Here is a 25,424-nt window from a genome sequence, read left to right as displayed (position 1 = left end):
CCGTCGATTTCCAGTCCTGTTAACGTTTACGCTTCAATGGTGCTCACACAGGAATCCGTTGGCGAGAGGCCGCCCCCGAAAATGTCGCAGCAGCCGGTGCAAACCGTTTCAGGCAAGCTCATCCTGCTGATCAAGGCCGGCTATTGGCTGGCGCTGCTGATCATTGCCGCCATGGTGGCGGCCTCCTTCGTCCTGCTGCAGCAGACGATGGCCACGCAGCAGCACAACCACACCTTGCTCGACATCGTCGGCACGCAGAAAACATTGTCGCAGCGCATCGTCTTTCTTGCCAGCGCAACGGGCGCCGCCTCTCGCGACAAGCAGCCGGCGCTGGTCAGCGCTCTGAAGCAGGCTACGGCAGAGTTCGAGACGAACTACGATCTGCTGCTCAAGCAGACGGGGGCGAAGCCGGAATCGCCGGCCAAGCTCAATTCAAAATCGATCGAGAGCGTGCTTTTCGCCAAGCCCTTCCATCTCGACTATTTTTCGGTTGGCCTGATCGCAAATGGCGACCGTCTGGTCTCCGCCTTCGAATCGCAACTCAACCATCCCGACAATGGCGGCTACAAAGGCGGCGCCGAACGCGTCAACCTGGATGCCTCGGTCGCCAATGCCACCCTGTCGGGCTATGCCGCGCTCGGACAGCGTATCAGCGCCGATGCCGACGAGCGCTCCGAAAAGCTGCTCGCCCTCCATCGCACGCTCTTCTTCGCCACCCTCGGCGTCATCCTGCTGGTCGCGCTGTTCATCTTCAGGCCGATGTCCAACGCGATCCTGCGCAAGACGCGTGAACTGGTCGATGCGCGCAATTCGATGGCCTTCATCGCGGTTCACGACGGCCTGACCGGCCTGCACAACCGCACCTTCCTGACCGACCATTTCGACACGCTGATCAAGGGCGCGCATCGCCGGCGCGAACGCTTGGCCGTAGTCCAGCTCGACCTTGACCGCTTCAAGCAGATTAACGATACGCTTGGCCACGCCGCCGGCGACTACGTCCTGGTGGTGACGGCGCAGCGCATGCGCGATTCCTGCCGGGCGTCGGATCTGTGCGCGCGGCTCGGTGGCGACGAATTCGTGATGATCCTCAATGGGGCCGGCAGCACCGAAGATATCAACATGCTGGCACGGCGTATCCTTGCGCACATCAATGAGCCCATCATTTTCCAGGGCACCACCATTCTTCCTGGCGCCAGCGGCGGCATCGCCGTCTATCCGATCGATGCCGACAATGCCCAGGACCTGCTCGTCCATGCCGATCTGGCGCTCTACTCAGCCAAGAAGATGGGCGGCGGCAACTTCTCGTTCTTCTCGGAGGAGCTGCGTCGCGAGCTCGACTACCGCAAGCAGCTCGAGCATGACATCAAGGTCGCCATTTCGGAAAAAGCGTTCCAGGTTTATTTCCAGCCGCAGGTTTCCCTGACAAACGGCACCATCAGCGGCATCGAGGCCCTCGTGCGCTGGAACCATCCCAAGCGCGGCATGATCTCGCCGGGCGAATTCATTCCGGTCGCCGAGAAATGCGGCTTCATGCCGGAGATCGGTCGCATCGTGATCAGCAAGGCGATCAGCGAGGCAGCCGAATGGAACCGTGCCGGGATTGCCTTCGGCCGGCTTGCCGTCAATGTCTCTGGTACCGAGTTGCGCGAGCACGATTTCGATACGTTCCTGTTCGAGACACTGGAGAAGGCCGGATTGCCGCCGCAGAAACTGTCGCTGGAAATCGTCGAGTCCGTCATCCTGGACGATGAGAAGACAGGCATCGCGGCCAAGCTTCGTCACATCAGGGCAGCCGGCGTCCATCTGGAGCTCGATGATTTCGGCACCGGCTATGCCTCGCTGAGCCACGTCAATCCCAACGAGATCGATCGGCTCAAGATCGATCGCCGCTTTGTCCAGAACATCCATGAGAATGGCGACAACTCCAAGATCGTGCGCGCCATCACAGAACTTGCCCGCGGCCTCGGCATCTCGATCGTCGCCGAGGGCGCCGAAACCGAGGCCGAGCTCGACTCGCTGATGGCGATCGGCTGCGATCAGGTGCAGGGCTATTCGATCGCCTTCCCCATGCCGCACGACAAGGCTTTGGAATGGCTGACGGCCCGCATGCCGAAGAAGGCCAGGCTGACAGTGCTGCAAGGCAGCCTGGCGTAGGTAGAACCCGGCCCGTCTTGACAACCAGCCACGAAAAGGGCGGCCTGCCGTGATCGTAAACGGATACGGCGGCTTATGACATTCGTTCGGTTTGTTCTGACGGCCATTTTTATGTCCGCGTTGCCGGCCCATGGGGCGGATCGCATCATTTATCTCACCTTCGACGATGGGCCACTGAACGGCACCAGCAACATCCTCGACGTGCTGGAGGTGGAGCAGGTTCCAGCAACGCTGTTCATGGTCGGCATGCATCCTGAGGCCGGTGCATCCAACAGCGCGCTGGTCCGGCGCGCCAATCGCTGGCTACGATTAAAGTGATGGATTGGCCGCGGGGAGCGGCGGAAGGACCTTCAGCGGATTCAGCATTGGCACCCCCAGAGGTGCAAAATGGCGCTCGTTTTCCGTCAATATCGTCAGCCCACGAACCTCAGCCATCGCGGCGATCGCTATATCCTCGTATCCTGGCCGATGTCCCCTTGCACGATCGAGAATGGCTCCGGCGGCATTTGCCGCGCAAATCAAAGGGAAGAATCCGCGCTCCATAAAGACACTCGATCGCCTGCCACCAGTCGCGGAGCAAAGCGGCTTTCGTGGTCGCTCCTTCGCGCTCGGCCTTTGGCTATTCCGGCTGAGATTTCCGATGCCGTGACAACGGACAGGAATAGATGTTCCGAAACAATGCGGTCGTCACATCCCGCCGACATTGGCACGCAACAACGCCAGCATGTCCGCGAACTCCTTCAGCCGCTCATCGGACAATCCTGCGCGAAGCCGCTTGTCGAAGACGAGCGCTGCTTGCCGCAACGTCTCGAACAGCGCTTCACCCGCCTCTGTCAGTTCGACCAGATGAACCCGACGGTTGACGGGATCGCGGCGGCGGGTCAGCAGGCCCTGTGTCTCCATCGCGTTGAGATGATGGGTCAGTGTCGCCCCCTGAATGCCGATCATGCCGGCGAGTTCGCGCTGGTTGGCCTGCTTGCTCGACTTGACAGACAGCAGCGTCAGCCAGACCGGCAAGGTCCCGCCCGCTTCAACCAAAGCGGCATCGAAGGCTTGTGCAACAAGCTTGGCTGTGCGGCCGAGATTCATGCCGACAGGCGGGCGTTCAAAGGGCGTCATTGCCGGACACTAGAGCATGATGCCAAAAAGTGTGAAGCGGTTTTCGGACGATGTCATGCTCTATCCCTTTGATCTAGAGGCGCATTCAGATTTCAGGTCGATCGACCTGAAATCATCCGGCTCTGGACGGTGTTTTCCATGGATGGAACAGGTTCGCGATTATACATTGACATCTAACAGTTAGATATCTAACTATCAGAGCGCAGCAAGCGAGAGAGGAGAGTCGGCATGCAATATGTCTACATCGTCGTCATCGGTCTTCACGTCATGGCGGGAGTGTTCTGGGCTGGCACCACCATCACGCTTGCCCGCGATCCAGAGATCAAGGCGGAACGCTTCATCCAGCCGCAGATGGGCGCGGCCGGCATGGTCTTCCTGACCGGGGCGCTGCTGTGGTATTTTTTCCACGGCGCCTATTTCGGCTCGATGGAAATGGTGTTGGCGCTCGGCATCCTGGCCGCATTCGCCGCCGCCGGCGTGCTCGGCGCCATGGTCAGAGCGCCCAGCAGGCAGCTTGCCGGCGCCAATGCGGAAATCGCAACTCGATTGCGCGCCAGAATGGCGATGGGCGAACGCATCGCCGCATGGCTGCTGGTGGTCACCGTGCTGTGCATGGCGACCGCCAGGATGATCTGAACATACGCTTACAAAGATCGCACGTTGCCCGGCGATGAGCCAATGACGTGCGGGCGCGCGGCCAGGCCGGCATAGATGGGCTCTCGTATGCAGGCCAGACCGCGCGCCACCAACGCCGACGCATCTCGGCCGTGCTGTATCACGATCTCCGGCAAGATATGCGCACGGCCTGCGTCCACATCATGCGGGCACAGGGCGCGTTGCCGAAATCGGTCGCGCCGGGCGCATCCAGCATCCAGATCATAAGGCCGTTCAACATGCCGATCTAGGCTAGCCGCGGATCAGATCCGCAGGCCGAACCTGATGCCGTCATAGATGGCGGCATGGATGTTGCGCGAGGCGACGGCGTCGCCGATTCGGAACAACACAAAGGTTCCTTGCTGATTGCGCGCGGGAAAGATGTCGCCGCCGTTGACCAGGCGTTCATAGTCGACCGCGCCGCCGTTCTTCGCGAGCGGCTTCAATGAGAGATAGAGGTCGTCGAGCGGCGCCGTGCCGTGCTCGACCACCACCTGGTCGACCCTGCGTTCCCCGCGCCAGCCATCGGCAAAATCCGAAGCGAGTTCCGCGACCAGTTGATTGCCCTCGCGCCGCACTGAACGCAGGCGCGTGTTGATGGTGACTGTGACACCCCTTTCCTGGAAGGCCCTGACATACGGCACGTGGTTCATGCCGCCCATTTCCGGCGCGAAGAAGCGTTCCGGCGAAACCAGTTCCAGCCTCGAGCCGCTGTTGGCGATCAGTTCGGCCGCGCCCATGCCCTGATGGCCGCCATTGTCGTCATAGAGCAGCACATTTTCGGCCGGCTTGACGCTGCCGGCCATGATGTCCCAGCTCGACGTCACGAGACTGTCGCCCGCCGTCAGCGGCGGATTCTGCGGCAGGCCGCCGGTGGCAATGACGATCACATCGGGCGCCAGCGCCAGAACGTCGTCCTTCTCCGCCCAGGTATCGTAGCGGATTTCGACGCCGAGCCGGTCGAGTTCAGCCAGCCGCCAGTCGATGATACCGATCAGCTCCTTGCGGCGCGGATTCTGCGTCGCCAGTCGCACCTGGCCGCCCGCTTGTGACGACGCCTCCAGGACCATGACTTGATGGCCGCGCTCGGCCGCTACGCGCGCCGCCTCCAGTCCGCCGGCACCGGCGCCGACGACAACGACTTTCTTGCTCGGCCCGTCCGTCTTGACGATGATGTGCGGGATATCGGCCTCGCGGCCGGTCGCCGCATTGTGGATGCACAGCGCCTCGCCGCCCTCATAGATGCGGTCGAGACAATAGGTGGCGCCCACACACGGGCGGATCTCATGTTCGCGGCCCTCCATCACCTTCCTGACGATGTGCGGGTCGGCGATATGTGCTCGGGTCATGCCGACCATGTCGAGCTTGCCGGTGGCAATCGCGTGGCGCGCCGTGGCGACATCGGAAATGCGCGCCGCGTGGAAGGTCGGGAACTTTGTCGCCGCTCTCACCTCACCGGCGAAATCGAGATGCGGCGAAGACCGCATGCCGGTCACCGGGATGACCTTCGTCAGGGCGGCATCGGTCTCGATCGAGCCGCGGATGATGTTGAGGAAATCGACCTTACCCGAACCGGCCAGTCGCCTGGCGATCTCGATGCCCTCCTCCTTGGACAGGCCTTTCTCGAAATCCTCGTCGGCGACCATGCGGATGCCGACGACAAATTTGTCGCCCACCGCCGCCCGTACCGCGTCCAGCACCATGTCGGTGAAGCGCAGCCGGTTGTCGAGCGAGCCGCCGAACTCATCGTCGCGATGGTTGGTGGCCGGCGACCAGAAACCATCCATAAGATGGCCGTAGGACTCGAACTCTATGCCGTCGAGGCCCGCGGCCTGGCAGCGCTGGGCGGCGGACGCATAGTCGGCGACGATGCGCTCGATGTCCCAGTCCTCGATGGTCTTGGGGAAGGCACGGTGTGCGGGCTCGCGCACCGGCGAGGCCGAGAGCACCGGCAGCCAGTCGGCCTTGTTCCAGCCGGTGCGGCGGCCGAGATGGGTGATCTGGATCATCACCTTGCAATCATGTTCGTGGCAGGCATCCGCGAGCTCGCTGAGCCACGGCACGATCCGGTCCTCATAGACATGCAGATTGCCAAAGGCGGCAGGGCTGTCGCGCGAGACGATGGCCGAGCCGGCGGTCATGGTCAGCGCCATGCCGCCCTTGGCCTTTTCGGCATGATAGAGCCGGTAGCGTTCTTTCGGCATGCCGTCCTCGGAATAGGCCGGCTCGTGGCTGGTCGACATCACCCGGTTCTTCAACGTCAGATGTTTGAGCTGGTAGGGTTGGAGAAGCGGGTCGTTGCTGGTCATCGTCTTCCTGCCGTTTGAAATTGTGCTAATGAGCGCCCAAATGCGCCGCAGCCAAATGGATGCGGGGCTTGTTCGACCTTTGTTTCGTGTTCGCTGCCGTGGAATTTCCAGCGGCCAACACCAAGGAGCCACTCATGATTGATACCAAAACCCTCACCCAGCTCGGGGCGCATGTCGAGACGCCACAGAGCCCCGAACAGGCGGTCCTGGAGACCGTGCCGTTTACGCGCGGTGACGGACCGCCCGCCATCGTGCGCTTTACCTGCCCGGAATTCACCTCGCTGTGCCCGGTCACCGGGCAGCCGGATTTCGCCCATATCGTCATCGACTACGCACCCGACGCAGCGCTGGTGGAATCGAAGTCGCTGAAGCTGTTCATGACCTCGTTTCGCAACCATGGCGCCTTCCATGAAGACTGCACCGTCATGATCGGCCGGCGCATCGTGGCGGCGACCAAGCCGCTGTGGCTGCGCATCGGCGGCTACTGGTTCCCGCGCGGCGGCATCCCGATCGACGTCTTCTGGCAAACCGGCGCTCCGCCGGAAGGCGCCTGGCTGCCGGACACCGGCGTGGCCCCCTATCGCGGGCGCGGCTAGTTCGACCGTCATTCGCATTGATATTGGCTGAGCGCCCATTCGCCGGTCACCGACAAAAGGTCCGATATCTTCCATTCGCCGCCGACCTTCTTGAGCTTCCATTCGAGGCGGTGCGGATTGCCGGCGACGACGAAGGCGACGATGACCTTGGCCTGATCGCCATTGATCGCCTCGAGTGTCTTCAGGCTCTTGTCGATCTCGTCCTTGTCGTAGTCGGCATTGTCGAGCGCCATGTTGGGGTCGAGGCACTCGCCCTGCCCGGATTTGCGCAACCCATCGCTCTTGTCGAGCACCGTTTTCGCCGGATCCACGAAGTGGCCGCGCTGCGAGGGATCGATCTCCAGGCCGACCTGATCGTAGAACGGCCTCACCACCGCCGTCGGCGACCCTGGCTGGATGGGAGCCGGAGGTCCGCCGGCAGTTGGTGGCGTTGCAGGCTCCACGGCTCCGCCGGGCGCATTCGCCGGCGGCGAACCGCTGTCGCCCGGCACGGTCCCGGCCGGAGCGTTTGCCGGCGGCGCGCCGAGCAACCCCTGGGCAGCGGCGCCGTTCAAACCCGCCAACAGGCACATGGCCGACAGCGCCAGGATCGGACGACGGGCCATCGCATCACTCCTGATCTTGGCCCGTCATGCATTCGAGTTGGCTCAGCGTCCAGTCGCTGGTCTTGGAAGCGATATCCGATACCTTCCACTTGCCATCGACCTTCTTCAGCGACCAGTGCATTTCGCGCGGTGAATCGTCACCTTCCGAAAAAAGGTTGAAGTTCGCCACCACCTGCGCCGTATCGCCATCCACCGTTTCGGACAGTTTCAGGGTCTTGGAAACGGTCTTCTGGTCGAAATCCTGCGCATCCAGACCAGGGTCGAAGTCGATGCAGGCGACCTGGTCCGGATTCTTCTTGGCTGCCTGGTCGTTGAGATCGAACAGTTTCGTCACCGGCTCGGTGAAGCGATCCCGGTATTGTGCGTCGGCTTCGAACTTGACCTGCGGAACATAGAAGAACTTCACGGCGTCGGACGCCGAACCAGCCCAAGCGGCGGCGGGTGCGGCAATCAACAGGATGGCAGCGAGCAGCAGTTTCATGGATTTCCCCGAATGTTTGGCTGCGGACGGCAATCAAATACCACGCATCGTGCATATCGGCTTTTTTGCGGCTCATGAAGCCTTCGGGCGGCTCGTCTGCTTGCACGGATCACATCATTCGATCTTCAGTCTCCGAAAGTCGCGATCGGCGCGTTGAGTTGGGAGCGCTCAGGCTTGACACCGAGCCCTGGCATCTGCGGGACGCGTATATGCCCGTTCTCGATCACGATCGGGTTTACGGGATCGGTATGTCCTTCGATGTACTCCTGCGCGATCCAGGCTCCCTCGAAACGTCTCGGCTCGACGGTAGCGGCAAGATGCACGCATGCCGCAGCGATGATATCCCCGCCCCAGGCGTCGTCGCAGCTGTGCGGAAGCGATCGAATCGCACAGAGGTCGCGAACCGTGACCATCTTGGTGAGACCGCCAAGGCGCGTGACTTTCAGTCCGAAACCATCCGCGATGCCTGAACTAACCGCCCGCAGCACGGCATTCAAATCCTCGGTGTTCTCATCGAGATAGATCGGATGGGTAACGCGTCCTTTGAGACCAGCGACTTCCTCCATGGTATTGCAAGGCTGTTCGAACACGAATGGAATTGCCTGGCAAAGCCGATCGATGTGCAGCGCCGCGGCAGCGGTCAGGCCACGATTGGCGTCGACGGCGATCCGTGCCTTGAAGCCGACCGCCTCCCATACTTTGTGCACCGTGGCGACGTCCTGTTCGAGATCCCGCCCGCTGATCTTGATCTGCAGCCGTGGGTAGCCGGCCTTGACCTTGTCGAGGGCAATACGCGCGGTCTCGTCGGGAGCACCGACAATTGTCGAATAGTAAGACGGCACACGATCGGTGAGAGCACCGCCTAGAAGTGTTGAAACCGGAACGCCCAACCGTTGGCCGGCGAGGTCGAGGAGAGCTATATCCAGGGCCGCCTTGGCATAGTTATGCCCGTTCAGCCGCTCGTCCATTCTTTTGGCGAGGCGGCGCATGGACGCTGTGTCCTCGCCCACGAGGCCAGGCGCCATTTCGGCAATTGCCGCTCTCGCGCCCAGAGCGTGTTGCGGCTGATAAACGGGGCCGATCGGGCAAGTCTCGCCCCAGCCCGATAGTCCGTCCTCGGTGGTCACTTCAACCAGCGTGCTGTCCAAATTCTGCACGGTATCGCTGGCCATCCGGTAGGCACCGCCTTTGACGGGCAGAAGCACCTGATAGACTTTGATTGACTGGATACGCATTCAGACATTAGCCCCGTTCATTCTTGCCTGGTCTGGCGCCTTTCGCGATCGTCAAAGACCAAGCGCCACCTTGCGCCCGTCATGGATGGCAAATGCGGCCTGTCTGGAAGCGGTACAATCGCCGATAGAGGTGTGCGCAATTCCGCGCTTTTCGAGCTCGACGGACAGGCCGTCCTGCGCCATGCTGGTGGCGGCGAAGACCAATGCGTCGGCCTCGACCTCATGCTCGGTCCCGTCGAGCAGCGAAGCGACCCTCGCCACCCTGCCATCCCAGTGCACGATGGCGCTCTCGGTCACAAACTTGACCTTCAGCCCGGCGAGTGCCCGACGCAGCGGCGCATCCGCGGCCATTCGCTGGAGTTCCTTACCGACCAAGGCGTCAGGGGTCACGATCGTCACATTGTGCCCATCCTCGGCGAGTTTCCAGGCGGTGCCACACCCTTTCCAGTTGCCGCCATCGTCCAGGACAACCACATTTTTCCCCGGTCTTGCTTCTCTGGCCATCACAGCTTCGGCAGAAAGGACCGAGCCGCCACCCGGAATCCCGTCCCACTGCGGCAATGCCCGCTGAAAAGCGCCGTCCTGAGGCATGGAGCCGGTCGCGACAATGACGTGATCCGCGCCTTCGCGTTCGATATCCTCGGCTTCGACATACTGACCGTACCGCACGTCCACCTGAAGCTGGCTGAGCTGACGCTGGTACCAGTCGATGAGGTCCAGGATCTGCGCCCGGCGCGGCTGCAGGCCGGCAAGCCGGAATTGGCCGCCCAGGCGATCCGATGCCTCGGCCAGCGTGACCCGGTGACCGCGCTCGGCTGCCACACGCGCCGCTTCGAGGCCGGCCGGGCCGCCGCCGACAACAAACACGCGTTTCGGCCGAACGGCTGCGGTGAAGCGGTCGCCGCCCCATTCCCACTCTCGCCCGGCCGAGGGATTGATCACGCAGCTGATCCAATAGTCGCGGCTGCGTCGACCCCAGCACATCTGGTTGCAGGACAGGCACCCGCGGATGTCCTCGTGCCGTCCGGCGGCAGCTTTTGCAGCAAGATGCGGATCGGCGATCTGCCCGCGCACGATGGAGACAAGGTCAGCGCGGCCTTCACTCAGCACGCTCTCGGCGTTCTCAGGAGTACGGATGTGGCTCTCGGCGGTGATCAACGCATGGCTCACGGTCGATTTGAGCACCGCTGCAAGATCAGCGCCGAGCTTTTCCGGATATAGGAAGGTCGGCATGATCCTGTAGAAATCGAAGTAGGAACCCGTCCCGCAGGTAACATAATCCATCAAGGTGTCACGGTCGTGGAGGTCGATTATCTCGGCCAATGCCTCGCGCTTCAGCGCCACTTCGACTTCCGGTTCGTCATTGATAGCAAGACCGACGATGAAGTCTTCGCCGCATTCCTTGCGAATGCGCGTCATCACCTCGCGGCTCATCCGGGTCCGATTTTGGAGGCTGCCGCCCCATCGGTCGTCCCGGCGGTTCGACCAGGGCGTCCAGAACTGGTCCAGCATCGAATGGTACGCGGCCCAGACCTCGACGCCGTCGAAGCCGGCGTCGCGGCAGCGGCGCGCAGCCTGTACGAAACCGTCGATCGTTTCTTCGATCTGGCGCTCGGACATCCGATGCGAACCGTCGGAGTCGTGATAGCTCGGTAAGCCGGAAGGCGACCAGCCTGCATGGAACGAGTTGTCGGCATCCGCGTGTTGACCGACGTGGTAGAGCTGCTGGATAGCGATGGCGCCATTGCCGCGGATTGCATCCGTCACTTTGCGAAAATGCGGAACGACGCTGTCGTCGGAGGGGCGAAAGTTGCCGCGCGTCAGCACCGCGGCCTGATGTACAGGCATCGGCTCGACCACGATCATACCGGCTCCGCCGATCGCGCGTTCGGCGTAGTAGCCGACATGGCGTTCTGTCGGCAGCCCCTCTTCGGCCATATTGGCGGTATGCGCTCCAAACACGATCCGATTGCGCAGCGTTTTGCCACGCAATTTTGCCGGCTCGAACAGACGCTTGAAGACCCCCTCAGACATACGCTCACTCTCCTGCAACGCGCGACCGCACACTTCCCCTGGTGCCGACGCTCGCGCGCGATGCTCCAGACGGGAAACGCCGGCACCTTGGAGGGTGCCGGCACAGCTTGTGGCCAAGCCTCGGGAATTACGCGTCCAGCCAGACGTTCTGGAGATCCATCTCGAAGGTCTGGTGAACGCCGTAGTTCTTCACTTTCTTGTTCATGTGGCTGTAGAGCTTCTGCCAGAAGGGCTGAATGATGACGCCGGAATCCTGCAGGATCTGCTCGACATCCTTCATCACCTCTTTGCGCTTGGCGACATCGATCACCGAGAGCGCCTGCTTGAGCTTGGCATCGAACTCAGGGTTGGAGTAGGCCGTCTCATTCCAGGCCTCACCGGTGCGATAGCCGAGCGCCAGCACCTGGACGCCGAGCGGACGCATGTACCAGATCGTCATCGAGTACGGGTATTTCGTCCAGTCGTTCCAGAAGGTCGAGCCGGGCAGCACCGTGCGCTTCACCTTGATGCCGGCCTCACGCAATTGGCCGGCGATCGCGTCGCCCGTGGCCTTTTGCCAGTCGTCCTCAACGGTGATCAGTTCATGCTCGAAATCAGCCTGCCCGGCTTCGGCCATCAGCTTCTTGGCGCCGGCGGCGTCGCGGGTCTTCTTGGGCAGCGGATAGTATTCCGGGTGGATCGGGCTGACATGGTGGTTCTCACCGACCGTGCCTCGCCCGTTATAGCCGAGCTCGAGCACGGCATTGTTGTCGACGGCCATCTGCAGCGCGTTGCGCACCTTTTGGTCGTCATACGGCTTGTGCGTGATGTTGGTCCGGGCAACCAGCGTGGTCGCCGTCGCGACCTCCGATTTCACCAGCCCCATCTTGTCGAGGATGTCGATGAAATCGGAGGGCGTCTCGAAATTGAGGTCGATCTCGCCGGAGTCGAAGGCGTTCACCGAAGCGTTAAAGTCGGTGCCGTAGTCGATGAATTCGACACCGTCGAGCGGCGCCTCGCCGCCCCACCACTTGCCATTCTCGCGGCGCTTGACGACCGCCTTCGTGCCAACCGCGTAGGACACCAGCTCAAAAGGTCCAGTGCCGATCGGCTTCTTGATCGGATCGGCCCCGTCGGCATCGAAATTGCGGTGGACCACAAGCGCCGGATAGTCGGTGAAGTTTGGAATGATCGCGATGTCGGGTTCGCTGAGCTTCAGCTTGACGGTGTTGTCGTCGACCTTGGTGATGGCGCCGTCCCTGGCCTTGCCGGTTTTGGCATCGATCAGCGCGCCGACGCGTGCGGCCATGGAATTACCGGCAGCACCCTTCTCGCACCAGCGCGTCAGGTTGAAGACCACGTCATCGGCGTTGAAGGTATCGCCATTGTTCCAGGTGATGCCCTTGCGCAGATGCAGCGTGTATTCGGTGGCGTCGTCATTGATGTCCCAGCTTTCGAGCAGGACCGGTTCGAAGGTGAATTGTCTGGTATAGCGGACAAGCGGTTCCAGCCAGCTGCGGGTGATGTTTGCCATTTCCACCCAGTCGTAAGTGCGGGGATCCTTCTGCGCCTTCACCGACATCGAGACATGCAGCGTTCCGCCGTTCTTCGGTTCCTCGGCCAGAGCCTGCCGGGGCGCCGCAAGGCCGATCATCCCGTAGGCCACGGCCGTCGATGCGCCGAAGGCGCTCGCCAGCGCCAGGAACTCGCGCCGGTCCATACGACCCGCGCGCGTCTCTTCAGCCATCGCCTCGATAGCGGCTGGAACGCGATCACCATTGCTTCTGTAGAGTGTCATTTTTTCTTCTCCCATTGGTTCCGTCGGGTCTTTCGCCCGTTCCGTCAACTAACGCTGTCCGGCAGTTTCTCCTCGCGCCGCGCGATCAAGTCTGCGAGACCCTCGGCGATACCCTCATCGAGCTTCGGCTCCTCGTAGTCGGCCAGCATGTTGCGCGCTTTCTCACGGCCGCGTGCATCGTGGTCTTTTGCCCCTTCGGCATTCCATTGTTCGTACGAATTGAAGTCCATGATGCTGGGCATGAAGAAAGCCCGCTCGAAATGGTCAAGCGTGTGCTGGGTGCCGAGGAAATGACCCTGCGGCCCCACCTCGCGGATCGCCGCCATCGCGTCCTTGAAGTCGTCGAAAGACAGCCCGCCGGCATATTTGTACCAGCCGACGAGTTGCTCGCAGTCTGTGGCGAATTTCGAATAGCCGCAGGCGAGACCAGCCTCGAGCCATCCGGCCGAGTGCCAGATGTAGTTGGCGCCGGCAAGGATGGCGGCATGCATGAGCATGTTCGCCTCGTAGCCCGCCTGGGCATCGTTCAGCTTCGACCCGACATGGAAGCCGGACGTGCGCCACGGCAGCCGGTACTTCCGTGCCAGGGCTCCCATCAGATACATCATCTGCGCCGCCTCCGGCGTGCCGCCCATCGGAGCGCCGGTCTTCATGTCCACCGTCACCATGAACTGCCCATAGATCTGCGGCGAACCCGGACGCAGCAACTGGGTGAAGGCGACACCGGCCAGTGCTTCCGCATTGACCTGCGCCACCGCGCCGACGGCGGAAGCCGAGGTCGAGGCGCCGCAAAGGGCGAAGGGCGCGAGAATCAGCGGCTGGTTGTGACGTGCATAGACCTTCATGGCGTCCAGCATGGTGGCGTCCCACACCAGCGGCGAGTTGCAGTTTGTGATCGATACCAGCACCGGGTTATCGCGGACAAAGTCCTCGCCGAACACGATGCCGGCCATCGCCATCGTGTCTTCGGCGCGATCCTTTGACGTCACGATGCCCATGAAAGGCTTGTCGGAGTGCTTCAGCGCCGAATGGATGATATGAAGGTGGCGCTTCGGCACCGGAATTTCCATCGGCTCGCAGATGATCGAGCTCGAAGAGTGCAGCGCCGGCGCCATGTAGGCGAGCTTGTGGAAGTTGTTAAGGTCGGCCAGCGTGCCGTAGCGCCTGACGTTGTCGAGGTCCCGCACATAGGGCGCGCCGTACATCGGCACGAAGATCGAGTTGTTGCCGCCGACGCGCACCGTGCGCTCCGGATTGCGCGCATTGAGCGTGAACTCCGACGGCACCTTCGAAACGAGTTCCATCAGGAGGGCGCGGTCGATGCGGACGCGCGTCTCGGAAACGTCCGCTCCGGCCGCCTTCCACATTGCGATCGCCTCGTCGTCGCGGAATTCGCATCCCACCTCTTCGAGGATGGAGAGCGACGCTTCGTGGATCAGCTCCACCGCCTCGTCCGGGACCATTTGGTAGACGGGAATCTGCCGCACCAGGGTCGGAAAAGAGGCAATCGGCGCGCTGCGGAGCGCCTTGCGCCCGAGACGGCCGCCGCCACGGCGGTGTGTCGATTCGGTCAATTCAGCAGCCGGCGCGTCCATGGCAACTCCATTCCTCTTTTGGCCGCCAGCCTAATCAGACAAAAAGGGGCTGTGACGCTGGAAAATCCTGATCTCTTGTATAAGCTGCGCTTATGCGAAGCCTGCGCCACCTCTTGCCCTCCGCCGGCAGCCTGATCGTCTTCGAGGCTGCGGGCCGGTTGTCGAGTTTCACCGCCGCCGGGCGCGAGCTCGGCATGACCCAGGCTGCCGTTTCCTATGCCGTGCGCGGCCTGGAGGAACAGCTTGGCGCCCAGCTCTTCCAGCGCCGCCATCGCCAGGTCAGCCTGACCGAGGCAGGCGAGCGCTTTCATGCCGATGTCTCGCTTGGCCTTTCCCACATCCGCAAGTCGGCGGAGGACCTGCGCCTGCAGGCGACTGGCGGCCATGTGACGCTTGCCGCCTCGACGGCCTTCGGTTCGTTCTGGATGATGCCGCGCCTGCAGCGGTTTCGCGACGAATTGCCGGGGATCGACCTTCGCATCCAGACCGGCGACCGCGATCTCGACATCATCGCCGAAGGCATTCCGCTCGCCGTGCGTGGAGGCGTGCCACGCGACTGGCCGGACTATCATTCGCTATCGCTCTCCGACGAAGAGATTTTTCCGGTCGCGGGCCCCAGCTACCTCGCCAAATTCGGCAGGCCTGAGACTGTGGAGCAGTTGGCGACACATCGCCTTATCCATCTGGAGGAGCCCTATCGCGAGGCCCCGAACTGGGACGAATGGTTCCAGTCGGCCGGAGCCAGCCTGCGTAATGCCGAGCGTGGCTTGCGCATCAATGATTACGCGATCGTGATCCAGGCCGTCATGGAAGGACAAGGCATCGCGCTCGGCTGGCGCCACCTTGTCGAGCGGCTGCTGTCGACCGGGCTGCTGGTGCCGGTGACGGACCACGTGATGAAGACGGGCACGGCGTTCTACGTCATCTGGCCGAAGAACCGCGAGCTCAGCGACAATGCGCGCAAGGTAAGGGATTGGCTGTTGGCGCAGGCGTGAGGCGGCCTAATGCTGCAACCTGGCAACCGGATTGCGGTGCTTGAACTCTTTGTTTTTTGGTGCATGTCGCCCAAAAGCCCGGGCCACTGTTGGGCGACATGCCTTAGCAGTTCAGACAGAACCGTCATTCTTCAGGCCAAGGACGTCAATTTTATCAATGGTCGGCGGACCGACGAACAGCGCTTCGGCATTGGCCATCAGCGCCTTGGCGATCTCGCCGGTGAGATGCGCCTGCCGCCCAGTCTCGTCATGGAAGGCATCGAAGACGCCAAAAACCGTTGGCGAGAGCTGCAAGGCAAACCAGATCGGCGTCTTGGCTTCCTGGTTGGCCATCTGCAATCCCGCGCTCAGGAATGCGGCGACGTCCTTCTCCTTGCCGGGCTTGGCCTCAAAACGTGCGAACAAAGCGAGCTTGATCATCTGACTTCTCCAGTTGCTGTTTCGTGCGGCCGAGCTGGCCGTCGACAGCAGCGTCGCAGGAATGCCGCGAAAACCGTATTGGCAAAAATGACTTCTTTGATATCATTCTTGCCATGAATATTTCCGTGCTTGTTCTCGATGGTGCCTTTGATACTGGTCTCGCTACGGTGCTCGACGTTTTCGGCACCGCCAACGAATTGGCCGGGCTGTTGCCGACGCCGCCCGCCCACCTCAGCACGACCATTGTCGGCGTCAGGGACACGGTGTTTACCGGTCAAGGCCTGCAAGTGCCGGTGACCAGGATCGGCTCTGAGCCGGCGCCGGACTGGCTGCTCATTCCAGCACTCGGCCAGAAGATGCCTGAGCCGCTCGGGCTAGCGCTGCTCAGGCCAGATATCGCGGACGCGGTAGCAGCCTTGCGCGGTGCTGCCGAAACCGGCGCTCGCATTGGTGCGGCCTGTATCGGCACCTTTGTGCTGGCGGAGACCGGCCTGCTCGACCGGCGGCCATCAACCACGACATGGTGGCTGGCACCGATGTTCCGGCAGCGCTACCCGCAAGTGCGGCTCGACGCGGCGCGCATGCTGGTCAATGACGGGCAGTTCGTCACCGCCGGGGCAGCACTTGGCCATATCGACCTCGCTCTGATGGTGGTCCGGCAGACGAGCCCGGAACTGGCGGCGCTGACGGCGAAATACCTGATCGTCGACAGCCGGCCGTTGCAATCAGCCTATGCCATCTCAGACCACCTCGCCCATTCGAACCCGCTGGTCGAGCGCTTCGAGCGCTGGGCGCGCGAGCATCTTGCGGGTGGCTTCAGTCTCGATGACGCAGCCGCAGCCCTTGGCGCCAGCAAGCGTACGCTGTCGCGGCGCGTCAACGAGGTGCTCGGCAAGACACCGCTGTCCTATTTCCAGGATCTCCGTGTCGAGCAAGCGGTGCATCTCTTGAAGACGACGTCCGACAGCGTCGACCATATTGCTGCCAAGGTCGGCTACGGCGACGGGGTAACGCTGCGCAATCTGCTCCGGCGACGGCTGCACAAAGGCGTGCGCGAAATCCGCGCCACGAACTGATCCATCGTCCGCAAGATTCTGCCCTCTCGCATGGGTGCCGAATCCGCCTATAATCGCCGCATGCCTATCCGCCAGCTTTCCGAAACAATGATCAACCAGATCGCCGCCGGCGAAGTCATCGAGCGTCCGGCGAGCGTGGTCAAAGAGCTGGTCGAGAATGCGCTCGATGCCGGCGCATCACGCGTCGAGGTCGTCACCGCCGGCGGCGGGCTGAGCCTGATCCGCGTCACCGATGACGGCTCCGGCATCCCCGAACAAGAGCTTTCATTGGCGATCGCGCGTCACTGCACCTCCAAGCTCGCCGAGGACATTCATGACATCCGCTCGCTCGGCTTTCGCGGCGAAGCGCTGCCATCGATCGGCTCAGTGTCGCGGCTGTCGATCCGGTCGCGCACGGCTTTCGGCGACAGCGCCGCGGAAATCGGCATCGAGGGCGGCCGCGTCCTGCCCATCAGGCCGGCGGCCGCCAATCGCGGCACGACGGTCGAGGTGCGCGACCTGTTTTTCGCGACGCCGGCAAGGCTCAAGTTCATGAAGGGCGAGCGTGCCGAAAGTTCGGCAACCAGCGACGTGGTCAAGCGCATCGCCATCGCCTTCCCCGCCGTTCGGTTCACGCTGGCCGGTTCCGACCGCTCGACGCTGGAATTGCCAGTGGCCGACGACAGTCCGGAAGGCAGCCTGCGCCGCGTCGCCCAGGTGATGGGAGCTGACTTTCCCGACAATTCCATTGCCATCGATGCGATGCGCGAAGGCGTGCATCTGACCGGCCATGTCTCGATCCCGTCCTTCACCCGCGCCAACGCGCTGCAGCAATATGCCTATGTCAACGGCAGGCCGGTGCGTGACAAGCTGATTGCCGGTGCCATCCGCGGCGCCTTCGCCGATGTCCTGCCGCGCGACCGCCACGCGGTGACGGTGCTGTTTCTGTCGCTCGATCCGGCCATTGTCGACGTCAATGTGCACCCGGCCAAGGCCGATGTGCGCTTCCGGGATCCGGGCCTGGTGCGCGGGCTGATCGTCGGCGCCATCCGCCAGGCCCTGGCCGAGGCGGGTATCCGCTCAGCCACCACCGGTGCCGCGGGCATGATGGCGGCGTTCCGGCCAGGTGCCGCATCCTATGATCACGGCGGCCCGGCCAACGGCCATTGCAGCTACGAAGCGGCTTACCGAGCCTCCGGTCCGGCCGGCTTCGACCCTTCGCGCTCGCCGCTGCGGCCGCTCGACATGCAACTCGAAGGCTCGGGCTTTGAACGCGCCAGCGCAAGGCACGGCGGCTTTGGTGAACCCGACCAGGCGGCGTTCGATACCGGCACACTTGCAAGCGCCGATACACGCGCAGGGCAGAGTGAAGCGACAGAGACGCTGCTTGGCACGGTGCTCGGTGCGGCACGAGCCCAGGTGCATGAAAACTACATCGTTGCCCAGACAAGGGATTCACTCGTCATCGTCGACCAGCACGCCGCACACGAGCGACTGGTCTATGAAGCGCTGAAGAATGCCCTGCACTCGCGGCCGGTGCCCTCGCAGATCCTGCTTCTGCCGGAGATCATCGACCTGCCGGAGGAGGACGCCGAGCGGCTGGCCATGCACTCCGAAACGCTCGCCCGCTTCGGCTTCGGCATCGAGCGCTTCGGCCCGGGCGCCGTTGCCGTACGTGAGACGCCGTCGATGCTGGGCGAAACCAACGTCCAGCAACTGGTGCGGGATCTCGCCGACGAGATCGCCGACAACGACACGGTCGACACGCTCAAGGAACGGCTGGACAGAATAGCCGCGACCATGGCCTGCCACGGCTCGGTGCGCTCCGGCCGGCTGCTCAAGGCCGAGGAAATGAACGCGCTGCTGCGCCAGATGGAGGCGACGCCGGGTTCCGGCACCTGTAACCATGGCCGTCCGACCTATATCGAGCTCAAGCTGGCCGATATCGAGAGGCTGTTCGGGCGGCGGTGATTTTGCCCAGCGGCGGCCGACGGCTGCCGGCTCAGCATAGCCATCCGGCTGGCGGGTGTCTGCATCAACCAGTGATCGTGGCGGCTTGCGATCTTGAGTCCGCAAACGGCTCCAACTCTTTGTCTTACCTCTTCAAATTTACCACGATGACGCCGCCGAGCGCCAGCGCGGCGCCGAGGATGCCGAGCAGCGTCGGCACTTCGCCCAGCCAGAAGAAGCCGATCAGGGCGGACATCGGCGAGACAAGGTAGAGAAAATTCGAAGCACGCGCCGCCGGCAGACGCGACAGGGCCGTCGCCCAGGCCGCGTAGGCAATCAGGCTTGGCACGATGCCAAGGAAGATGACGGCGCCCAGCCCGGCCGTGTTGGCGACCCTCGCCTGCGAAAGAGCCGTGGGTAGGAAGGGCGACAGGCAGAGCGCGCCGAGCACCATGTTGGAGGCCGAGATGGTCAGCGGATGATGGCGCGCAAAAAGCGGCTTCTGGACGATGGTGTTGACGGACGAGCAGAGCGCGGAGCCGAGTACCAGCAGCGCGCCGACGTTGAAGTGCAGGCCATGGCCGTCGGCCACGGCAATGATGCCAATGCCGGCGAAGGAAATGGCCGTGCCGACCCATGCCATGCCGGAGAAACGCTCACCCAGGAGCGCCATCGCCATGATCGCGGTGAAGATCGGGCTGACATTGATGATGAAGCCGGCCGCACCCGCGGAGACGGTCAGTTCGCCGAAATTGAGCATCGCCGTATAGAGCGCCACGAAGACGGCGCCACCAAAGCCGAAGCGCCACAACTCGCCCATTCGGGGCAGCGCCGGGCGCTTGACGGCAAGGAAGATCGCCGCAGGCACGGCGGCTATGGCAAAGCGCAGCGCGCCAAGCTCCAGCGGCTGGAAGGACGCAAGGCCGGTACGGATAGCCGGAAAGGCGGATGCCCAGCCGACCACGGTCAGCACAACGGCGATGGCTGCGGTGCTGTCCATCCGCTGTGTCGAATTCAACGTGCCTGTCGTCGCACTCATCTCACGATCCCCTGCTCTTCCATTCTGAAAGCCACAAAACGCCTTTTCTCGCTTGTTGACAAACGACCAAATCGAGGATCACCTGTGAGCATGGATCACAGCTCAGAGGCGATGGTGCCGCTCGAAACGCTGCGTGCCTTCGATGCGGCGGCGCGGACCGGCAGTTTTTCGGCAGCCGCCGAAAGGCTCAACATCACCCATGGCGCCGTCAGCCGGCAGATCGCCAAGCTCGAGGGCTGGCTGGGGCTGAAAGTGTTCGATCGCGGCGCGCGCGGCGTGACGCTGACGATCGAAGGCAACCGGCTGCATCTGCGGACATCGGAAGCCTTCGCCCTGATATCGAGCCATTCGGACCGCTGGACCGAGCCGCGCGGAACGGCGGTGGTGCGGCTGACCTCGATCCCCTCGGTCAGCGGGCTGTGGCTGATGCCGCGCATGGCGGCACTGGAAAACAATCCCACCAGGCTGCGCATCGTTCTCGATGTAGACGTCCGCCAGGCCGATCTTGCCGATGAAGGCATCGACCTGTCGATCCGCTGCGGCCGCGGCGGCATCCCAGGCCGCGTCTCGGTAGAACTTTTCGAGGAGCATGTCTTCCCCGTCGCCTCGCCCGAGCTGGCACGAGAGATTGGCAGCGGCGACCCCGCCCGGCTGCTCGGATTTCCGCTGATCAATGATTCCGACGCCTCCGGCTGGCGCGCCTGGTTCGCCGCGCAAGGGATGGACTATCGGCCGCGCCCGCAGGACCGACGTTTCGAGGACTATAATCTTGTGCTCGACGCCGCCGCCTATGGGCTCGGCATCGCGCTGGCGCGTCCGCCGCTGAGCGGGCATCAGCTGATGTCGGGTCGCATCACCGCGGTCGACGAGCGCACCGCGCTCAATCCGGTGTCCTACTGGCTCGACCGGCCGATCGGGCGGCCACGTACCGCAGCGGCGGACCTTGCCCGCCGCATCGCGCAGCAGGCCGGACTGGCGCCAGAAAAGATCGAAGCGTTCATCGAGGCGGAGCGATAGGCTTGGCCGCCTTTCCCGAGCACCCGCCGATTCGCGGTTCAGCGAAGCAGCAGCAGGATGAACCCGACGATCACGGTTCCCAGCAAAGCGGCCATTATCGAAACAAAGCCAATCTTCACCAGCAGCCGGTCAGGGTTCGGCGCCGCTCCATAGGATTGATTGGCAGGCTGTCGCCGGCTTGCCGATGTATCCAGGGCGGCGGCGTTGCGCGGGACGGGACTCTGCGGCGGGATAAACGACAGCAGTGACAAGCTTACAGCTCGGGCCGGAGTGTTGTCGTTGGCCGTTGCCGAAGACGGCGAGAAGCCTCGCTGCTGCGACTCGGCTTCAGGCGCCGCTTTCCTTGCCACGACCGTTGTCAGCGCCGCTTCGTCCCTCGCGTCGAGTTGCGCCATATAGGCTTCGACGATGCCAGCCGAAGCAATCTGCTGCGACTTGGCGGCCGCCGGCGCCGCGGGCATCGCCAACAGCGCCGGTGCCGTCCGCTGCGCGAACAGGGAGGCCACCGGAGGCTGGACCAATTCCCGGACCAATGCCGTCCTGACCGGATCGGCCTTCGCCAAAGGCACGGGTGGCGGCGTCATTGCCTCCTTGAGCAGGGAAGCCAGGCGGGCGGTAGAAATATCCATCGTGCCCCACAAAAGCGCTTTTCCAGCATCTCGTAACGGATCAGCATTGTCCGAGGCTTGTCGGATGCTTGACCTGGACGGCGATTTGTGGCGATGAAATCTGCATGAACCTCGGCACCACCGCATGATGAACCGTTTCGAAGGCCCGGGCGGCAAGGAAGCCCGCATCCGCTACCTCGATGGCGATTTCCAGGTCACCAGTCCCGGCTCGTTCGTGCGCTGCGCCGTGACGGGAGAAAGCATCCCCCTGGACGAGCTGAAATACTGGAGCGTCGCCAGGCAGGAGCCCTACGCCAACGCCGCCGCCTCGCTGCGCCGCGAAATCGAGGTGCACCCAGAGATGCGCAAGCGCGGCTAGGCTCTCAACCTGCGCTGCCGCCAGGCATCGAGCGTTTCCTCGATGATGCGCTCGGGCACATGGTCGAGTTCGAACACCGTGTCGATTTCCAGCACCTCGAGACGCCCGAGAAATTCCTGCGAGGCGCCGTGGCGCAGCCGGGCGGCGTCCTTAGCGGTGGTGATGAGGCCGAGGCCTTCGGCGTGCGCCGTCGCCGCCAGTTCGGCGAGTTCGTCCTCGGCGTAAAAATGATGATCCGGAAATGGCCTGGAGAGAACCACCTCGCCGCCGGCCTGGCGCACCGTGTCGAAGAATTTGTCGGGATGGCCGATGCCGGCGAAGGCGAGGAACCGCTTTCCGCCAAGGCCAGCCTTGCTGCTTGGCTTCGTGTGAGCCTCGAAGATCGGGCGGCCGGCGCGGGCCGCCTGGCGCACCACCATGTCGGCCGCGGTGCCCTCCCCCATCTTCAACAGCCCGCTGGTGTAGACCAGCTGGTCGACGATCTTGGCCCGAAGCGGTCCGCCCGGAATGACGCGGCCATTGCCGATCCCATAGCGGGCATCGACCACGACCAGCGCATAGTCGATGTGGATGCGCGCGCTCTGAAAGCCATCATCCATGATCAGGAAATCGCAGCCATGCCTTTCCAGCAGCAGCCGGGCGCCGGCCGCGCGGTTCGGCGTTACCGCGACGGGGGCGTGTTTGGCCAGGAGCAACGGCTCGTCGCCGACATGCTTGGCGCTGTCGTGACTGGCATCGACGACGTGCGGCTCGGCAAAGGAGCCGCCATGGCCGCGCGACAGGAAACCAGGCTTCAGATGCATGCGCTTGGCCTGTTCGGCGAGCGCGATGGCGACCGGCGTCTTGCCGGTGCCGCCGACGGTGAAATTGCCGATACACAGAACCGGCGCGTCGATCTTCTCGCGCCGGGCCCGCCGCATGCCGCGGCTGGCAACCAGCGCATAGACGGCCGACAGCGGCGACAGTGCCAGGACTTTCCAGTCCGGCTTTTCCCACCAGAATGGCGGTGCTTCGGAGACCACGTTAACGACCGTTCGCGCCCTTCAGGCGCGACTTGATGACCAGCGGCTGGATATAGGGTTCAAGCGATTTCAGCGTGCGCGCCAGCGCGCCGCGCATCTCGTCGACGGTCGCCACTCCAGCGGCCATCATCTCGTGGCGTGCGACTTCATTGGTCAGCAGGAAATTGACGGCCCCGGCCAGCATATCGCGATCGCGCACCAGCTTCGCGCCGCCGCTGTCGATCAGACGCTGGTAGGCTTCGCGAAAATTCTGCACATTGCGCCCAGCGAGAACCGCGGTGTCGAGCATGGCCGGCTCGAGAGGATTCTGGCCGCCCTCGGAGGTCAGCGAGCGGCCGACGAAGGCGATCTCGGTCAATCGGAGATAAAGCCCCATCTCGCCGATCGTATCGCCGAGAAGGATATCGATGTCGGGCCCGATGCGGTCGCCCTTGCTGCGCCGCGCGACCTTCAGGCCCATGCCTGAAATCTGCGCGGCAAGCGTGTCGGCGCGATCGGGATGGCGCGGAACGACGATCGTCAGCAGGCCTTGGTGGCGCTTGTGCAGCGTCGCGTGGACTTCCGCCGCGACCACTTCCTCGCCGTCATGGGTCGAGATCGCCGCCCAGGTCGGGCGGCCGCCGATCTGCCGCTGCAACGAGGCCAGCGCCCGTCCGTCGGCCGGCGGGGGATTGGTGTCGACCTTAAGGTTGCCCGACACCGTAACCGGCCGGGCGCCAAGCGCGCGAAAACGCTCGCCGTCAACATCGGACTGGGCAACGACATGGGCAAGATTCTCGAACAGCGCCTCGGCGATATTGGCCCGCTTCTTCCACGAGATGAACGAGCGGTCGGAAAGCCTGCCATTGACCAGCACCTGCGGAACATGGCGCGCGCCAAGCTCGAGGATGGTCATCGGCCAGATCTCGGATTCGGCGATGATCGCCAGATCCGGCCGCCAGTGATCGAGGAATCGGCTGACCGCCGGCTTCAGATCGAGCGGCACATATTGGTGGATGATGCGGTCGCCGAGCCGCTCGTCGGCAACCTGCGCCGATGTCACGGTGCCGGTCGTCAGCACGATGTTGACGCCATAATCGAGAATGCTTTCGACCAGCGGCACGACGGCTATGGTCTCGCCGACGCTGGCGGCATGGATCCAGATAACGGGCCCTTCGGGGCGCGGGCGGCCGGCGACTCCATAGCGCTCGCGGCGGCGGTTGCGGTCCTCCTTGCCGCGCGAGATGCGCCAGGCGACATAGGGCCCGATCAGCGGATAGGCGGCGGCACCCGCGAAACGGTATGCCGTCAGCATGGCACGCGCCCAGCGGCCGCTCATCGCGGACCGTCCACGAGACGGTAGGCCTCGTCTGTCGCGGCATTGAGGGCGGTGGTGATTTCCTGGCGCTTGCGCTCCATTTCGGCGTCGTCGGCGTCCGCGGCCACAAAGATCGGCGCCCCGATGGTTACCGCGGAACGGCCGAATGGCAGGTTTATGGTGGTCTTGTCCCAGCTCTTCTCCAGCACCTTGCGGCGACTGGTGGCGATGGCGACCGGCAGGAGCGGCCGGCCCGAGAGGCGCGCCAGGAGAACAATACCAAGCCCCGCGTCGCGCGGTGTGCCGTGGGGAATGTCTGCGATCATGGCGACGTTCTTGCCGGCGGTGAGCGACTTTTTGAGGGCGATCAGTGCCTTGGCCCCACCCTTGTCGAGATGCCTGGCGTTGTCACGCCCGCCCGAACCGCGCACCGCCTCGATGCCGAATTTCTCCAGCATTAGTGCATTGAGCTCGGCATCGGCGCTGCGTGACACCATGGCGACCAGTGGTTTGCGCTTGGGATAGTAGGCCGGCGTCAAAAGATGCTGGCCATGCCACAAAGCGATGATGCCGGGTTCGAACTCGGCGTAGGCCCCTCCCGAAAACCGCGCCGACCCGGCGACCAGGGGACTGGTCAGGCGAACCAGCCGCACGAACTGCGCGAGCAGGCTGGCAATGGCATTCTTGACGAATCGCGACTGTGCGAGCGGTTCGCGGATCTTGCGCCAGAAGGCCTTGGTCGTGCGGCTGCGGCCCCTGCTCGCGGACTCGGCCTCGCCGGCTGGCTCTTTCGCCAGATCATGCTCCATCGAAATCAACCGACGACCTTGTTGTCGGGGTCCAGCAGACGGTGCAGATGAACGACGAAATAACGCATATGGGCATTGTCCACGCTGGCTTGCGCCTTGGCTTTCCACGCCGTATGCGCGGATTGATAGTCCGGATAGATGCCGACGATGTCGAGCGCCTCGAGATCGCGGAACTCCGTGCCGCCAAGCTTCTTCAGTTCTCCGCCGAACACCAGATGCAAAAGCTGTTTCTTTCCGTCTTCCGCGGCCATGTCGGTCCTTCACATATCGTGAG

At 63.2% G+C, this 25,424-nt stretch carries 24 protein-coding genes; 9 read left to right on the top strand and 15 right to left on the bottom strand.

The genetic code is table 11. The features are described 5' to 3' along the window. Positions 1 to 81: 81 nt before the first annotated feature. On the top strand, positions 82 to 2,154 hold the full coding sequence (locus FJW03_RS05845; protein WP_140696088.1) for a putative bifunctional diguanylate cyclase/phosphodiesterase: 2,073 nt from the start codon (positions 82 to 84) through the stop codon (positions 2,152 to 2,154). Between the two features lie 75 nt (positions 2,155 to 2,229). After that, the gene (locus FJW03_RS05840) at positions 2,230 to 2,472 is read left to right on the top strand and encodes a polysaccharide deacetylase family protein (protein WP_226890600.1); all 243 of its coding nucleotides are present in this window, start codon (positions 2,230 to 2,232) and stop codon (positions 2,470 to 2,472) included. A gap of 369 nt (positions 2,473 to 2,841) precedes the next feature. Here FJW03_RS05840 and FJW03_RS05830 read toward each other — a convergent pair whose 3' ends face one another. Further along, on the bottom strand, positions 2,842 to 3,273 hold the full coding sequence (locus tag FJW03_RS05830) for a MarR family winged helix-turn-helix transcriptional regulator (RefSeq protein ID WP_140738355.1): 432 nt from the start codon (positions 3,271 to 3,273) through the stop codon (positions 2,842 to 2,844). A 228-nt stretch (positions 3,274 to 3,501) separates the two neighbouring features. Between FJW03_RS05830 and FJW03_RS05825 the strand changes: the two genes are divergently transcribed. Next, positions 3,502 to 3,909 carry a hypothetical protein gene (locus tag FJW03_RS05825; RefSeq protein WP_140613234.1) on the top strand — a complete coding sequence of 136 codons (408 nt, stop codon included), beginning with the start codon at positions 3,502 to 3,504 and terminating at the stop codon, positions 3,907 to 3,909. A 281-nt stretch (positions 3,910 to 4,190) separates the two neighbouring features. Here the strand turns inward: FJW03_RS05825 and FJW03_RS05820 are convergent, their stop codons facing one another. Continuing rightward, a complete protein-coding gene (locus tag FJW03_RS05820; protein WP_140762953.1) occupies positions 4,191 to 6,236 on the bottom strand; it encodes an FAD-dependent oxidoreductase in 2,046 nt (681 codons plus the stop codon). A 134-nt stretch (positions 6,237 to 6,370) separates the two neighbouring features. Here FJW03_RS05820 and queF point away from each other — a divergent pair, with 134 nt between their 5' ends. Then, a complete protein-coding gene (gene queF, locus FJW03_RS05815) occupies positions 6,371 to 6,832 on the top strand; it encodes a preQ(1) synthase (RefSeq protein ID WP_140762956.1) in 462 nt (153 codons plus the stop codon). 8 nt (positions 6,833 to 6,840) lie between these two features. On the opposite strand, the gene FJW03_RS05810 is transcribed toward queF, so the two are convergent. The 6 genes from FJW03_RS05810 to FJW03_RS05785 all read right to left on the bottom strand — a co-directional run bounded on the left by FJW03_RS05810 (position 6,841) and on the right by FJW03_RS05785 (position 14,559). Further along, positions 6,841 to 7,437 carry a hypothetical protein gene (locus tag FJW03_RS05810; RefSeq protein ID WP_140762959.1) on the bottom strand — a complete coding sequence of 199 codons (597 nt, stop codon included), beginning with the start codon at positions 7,435 to 7,437 and terminating at the stop codon, positions 6,841 to 6,843. A gap of 4 nt (positions 7,438 to 7,441) precedes the next feature. Further along, positions 7,442 to 7,918: a DUF3828 domain-containing protein gene (locus FJW03_RS05805; RefSeq protein ID WP_140762962.1), complete on the bottom strand. Its 477-nt coding sequence runs from the start codon at positions 7,916 to 7,918 to the stop codon at positions 7,442 to 7,444. A gap of 125 nt (positions 7,919 to 8,043) precedes the next feature. Continuing rightward, entirely contained in the window at positions 8,044 to 9,153 is a 1,110-nt protein-coding gene (locus FJW03_RS05800) for a mandelate racemase/muconate lactonizing enzyme family protein (RefSeq protein WP_140762965.1), read from the bottom strand. Positions 9,154 to 9,204: 51 nt separating this feature from the next. Beyond that, on the bottom strand, positions 9,205 to 11,187 hold the full coding sequence (locus FJW03_RS05795) for an FAD-dependent oxidoreductase (RefSeq protein WP_140762968.1): 1,983 nt from the start codon (positions 11,185 to 11,187) through the stop codon (positions 9,205 to 9,207). Between the two features lie 127 nt (positions 11,188 to 11,314). Then, entirely contained in the window at positions 11,315 to 12,964 is a 1,650-nt protein-coding gene (locus FJW03_RS05790) for an ABC transporter substrate-binding protein (protein ID WP_140762971.1), read from the bottom strand. Between the two features lie 44 nt (positions 12,965 to 13,008). Further along, positions 13,009 to 14,559 carry a trimethylamine methyltransferase family protein gene (locus FJW03_RS05785; RefSeq protein ID WP_140762974.1) on the bottom strand — a complete coding sequence of 517 codons (1,551 nt, stop codon included), beginning with the start codon at positions 14,557 to 14,559 and terminating at the stop codon, positions 13,009 to 13,011. Between the two features lie 92 nt (positions 14,560 to 14,651). Between FJW03_RS05785 and FJW03_RS05780 the strand changes: the two genes are divergently transcribed. Further along, entirely contained in the window at positions 14,652 to 15,554 is a 903-nt protein-coding gene (locus FJW03_RS05780) for a LysR substrate-binding domain-containing protein (protein WP_140613242.1), read from the top strand. A 111-nt stretch (positions 15,555 to 15,665) separates the two neighbouring features. Here FJW03_RS05780 and FJW03_RS05775 read toward each other — a convergent pair whose 3' ends face one another. Next, positions 15,666 to 15,974 (bottom strand): putative quinol monooxygenase, encoded by a 309-nt coding sequence (locus FJW03_RS05775; RefSeq protein WP_140762977.1) that lies wholly within the window; start codon positions 15,972 to 15,974, stop codon positions 15,666 to 15,668. Between the two features lie 125 nt (positions 15,975 to 16,099). On the opposite strand from FJW03_RS05775, the gene FJW03_RS05770 reads away from it, so the two are divergent. Both FJW03_RS05770 and mutL read left to right on the top strand, forming a co-directional pair. Next, a complete protein-coding gene (locus FJW03_RS05770) occupies positions 16,100 to 17,050 on the top strand; it encodes a GlxA family transcriptional regulator (protein WP_319022906.1) in 951 nt (316 codons plus the stop codon). A 60-nt stretch (positions 17,051 to 17,110) separates the two neighbouring features. Next, the gene (gene mutL, locus FJW03_RS05765) at positions 17,111 to 19,000 is read left to right on the top strand and encodes a DNA mismatch repair endonuclease MutL (RefSeq protein WP_140763068.1); all 1,890 of its coding nucleotides are present in this window, start codon (positions 17,111 to 17,113) and stop codon (positions 18,998 to 19,000) included. Positions 19,001 to 19,124: 124 nt separating this feature from the next. Here the strand turns inward: mutL and FJW03_RS05760 are convergent, their stop codons facing one another. Beyond that, entirely contained in the window at positions 19,125 to 20,018 is an 894-nt protein-coding gene (locus FJW03_RS05760) for a DMT family transporter (RefSeq protein ID WP_140762983.1), read from the bottom strand. 90 nt (positions 20,019 to 20,108) lie between these two features. Between FJW03_RS05760 and FJW03_RS05755 the strand changes: the two genes are divergently transcribed. Further along, the gene (locus tag FJW03_RS05755) at positions 20,109 to 21,035 is read left to right on the top strand and encodes a LysR family transcriptional regulator (RefSeq protein ID WP_140613505.1); all 927 of its coding nucleotides are present in this window, start codon (positions 20,109 to 20,111) and stop codon (positions 21,033 to 21,035) included. Between the two features lie 38 nt (positions 21,036 to 21,073). On the opposite strand, the gene FJW03_RS05750 is transcribed toward FJW03_RS05755, so the two are convergent. Then, entirely contained in the window at positions 21,074 to 21,664 is a 591-nt protein-coding gene (locus tag FJW03_RS05750; RefSeq protein WP_140762986.1) for a hypothetical protein, read from the bottom strand. Between the two features lie 124 nt (positions 21,665 to 21,788). Here FJW03_RS05750 and FJW03_RS05745 point away from each other — a divergent pair, with 124 nt between their 5' ends. Beyond that, entirely contained in the window at positions 21,789 to 22,022 is a 234-nt protein-coding gene (locus tag FJW03_RS05745; protein WP_140613504.1) for a DUF2093 domain-containing protein, read from the top strand. Here the strand turns inward: FJW03_RS05745 and lpxK are convergent. The 4 genes from lpxK to FJW03_RS05725 are packed head-to-tail and all read right to left on the bottom strand — an operon-like array spanning position 22,019 to position 25,401. Next, positions 22,019 to 23,044, bottom strand: coding sequence for a tetraacyldisaccharide 4'-kinase (gene lpxK, locus FJW03_RS05740; protein ID WP_140762989.1), 1,026 nt, complete (start codon positions 23,042 to 23,044; stop codon positions 22,019 to 22,021). The genes FJW03_RS05745 and lpxK overlap by 4 nt on opposite strands. Before the next feature lies 1 nt (position 23,045). Further along, positions 23,046 to 24,362, bottom strand: a complete 1,317-nt coding sequence (waaA, locus tag FJW03_RS05735; protein WP_140613502.1) for a lipid IV(A) 3-deoxy-D-manno-octulosonic acid transferase — start codon at positions 24,360 to 24,362, stop codon at positions 23,046 to 23,048. Continuing rightward, positions 24,359 to 25,150: a lysophospholipid acyltransferase family protein gene (locus FJW03_RS05730; RefSeq protein ID WP_140613501.1), complete on the bottom strand. Its 792-nt coding sequence runs from the start codon at positions 25,148 to 25,150 to the stop codon at positions 24,359 to 24,361. Before FJW03_RS05730 ends, waaA begins: the two co-directional genes overlap by 4 nt. Positions 25,151 to 25,155: 5 nt before the next feature. Further along, entirely contained in the window at positions 25,156 to 25,401 is a 246-nt protein-coding gene (locus FJW03_RS05725) for a DUF4170 domain-containing protein (protein WP_140696113.1), read from the bottom strand. Positions 25,402 to 25,424: the final 23 nt, after the last annotated feature.

Source organism: Mesorhizobium sp. B4-1-4, from assembly GCF_006439395.2.
Lineage (GTDB): Bacteria > Pseudomonadota > Alphaproteobacteria > Rhizobiales > Rhizobiaceae > Mesorhizobium.
Note: the sequence above shows the minus strand (reverse complement) of the source record. Positions and strands in the feature narration are given on the sequence as shown.